The organism is Xenorhabdus santafensis (assembly GCF_033949405.1).
GTDB lineage: Bacteria > Pseudomonadota > Gammaproteobacteria > Enterobacterales > Enterobacteriaceae > Xenorhabdus > Xenorhabdus santafensis.
Genome location: NZ_VCDN01000300.1, coordinates 1 through 835, shown reverse-complemented (window position 1 = coordinate 835; position 835 = coordinate 1). Strand labels below are relative to the sequence as shown.

2 protein-coding genes are annotated in these 835 nt (G+C 31.9%); both read left to right on the top strand.

Annotated features, from left to right (window positions below; translation table 11 throughout):
• Positions 1–266 (top strand): Mu transposase domain-containing protein (locus FE392_RS22580; RefSeq protein ID WP_500692706.1); only part of this gene is annotated, 266 nt, incomplete at its 5' end.
• Positions 256–835, top strand: a 580-nt coding sequence (istB, locus tag FE392_RS22575; protein ID WP_319931919.1) for an IS21-like element IS232 family helper ATPase IstB, incomplete at its 3' end; no start/stop codon positions are given. The genes FE392_RS22580 and istB, both read left to right, overlap by 11 nt.

Below are 835 nucleotides of genomic sequence, written 5' to 3'. Positions count from 1 at the left end.
TGATATCTTACAAATCCAATCAATACTCAGTTCCCGCTGAGTATCAAGGTAAGACCGTTGGTCTACAAGTCTATGATAATCAAATATATGTTTATCATAACATGAAGTTAATTGTACAACATAAAATCAGCCAATCTAAGCTCAATTATAAAGAAGAACATTATAAAAAAGCATTGGCTAAGTCACTACCTAAATATCCGAACATTGACAATTTGGCGAAACAAAATTTATCAGTAATTGGTGAGGTATATAGAAATGAAGAATAGCTATCAACAATTAACAACAAACCTAGAGTATTTAAAATTAAAACAAATGGCACAACATTTAGGTGACGTAGTCGATTTTAGCATTAATAATGAATTATCCTTCGTAGAGACACTTGTTAAACTGACAAACTATGAGATTGATGTACGAGAACAAAATATGATTCATTCTATGGTGAAAATGGGCGCATTTCCTCATAGAAAGGAGGTTGATGAGTTTGATTTCGAATTCCAGCCGAGTATTAATAAACAACAAATCTTAGATTTTATTTCTCTACGTTTCTTAGAGCAACAAGAAAACATAGTATTTTTAGGACCTAGTGGTGTTGGTAAGACCCATTTGGCCACGTCTATTGGTATAGCAGCAGCTAAAAAGCGAACAAGTACTTATTTTATTAAATGTCATGATTTACTTCAAAATTTAAAACGTGCCAAGATTGAGAATCGCCTAGAATCTCGTTTAAAGCACTATACAAAATACAAATTACTTATTATTGATGAAATTGGGTACTTGCCTATTGATCCGGAGGATGCAAAATTATTTTTTCAACTCATTGATATGCGTTATGAAA